At 67.9% G+C, this 365-nt stretch carries 1 protein-coding gene; it reads left to right on the top strand.

All coding sequences use genetic code 11. The features are described from left to right. Positions 1-29 precede the first annotated feature (29 nt). On the top strand, positions 30-365 hold a 336-nt coding region (gene rpsD, locus AC1DSF_RS31445; RefSeq protein ID WP_478184223.1), incomplete at its 3' end, for a 30S ribosomal protein S4.

Here is a 365-nt window from a genome sequence, read left to right on the forward strand (position 1 = left end):
GGCAAGTACCCACCGAACCGGAGGACCCGTTGAACCAGGCCCGCCCCAAGGTCAAGCGCAGCCGTGCGCTCGGCATTGCGCTCACCCCCAAGGCGCAGAAGTACCTCGAGAACCGGCCCTACCCGCCCGGCGAACACGGCCGCGGCCGCAAGCAGTCCTCCGACTACAAGGTCCGGCTCCTCGAGAAGCAGAAGCTGCGCGCCCAGTACGACATCAACGAGACCCAGATGCGCGCCGCGTTCGACGCCGCCCACAAGCACCAGGGCAAGACCGGCGAAGAAATGGTCGTCTCGTTGGAACGCCGCCTCGACGCGTTCGTGCTCCGCGCCGGCTTCGCCCGCACCATCTACCAGGCCCGGCAGATG

Source organism: Variovorax sp. 01N429 (assembly GCF_056399425.1).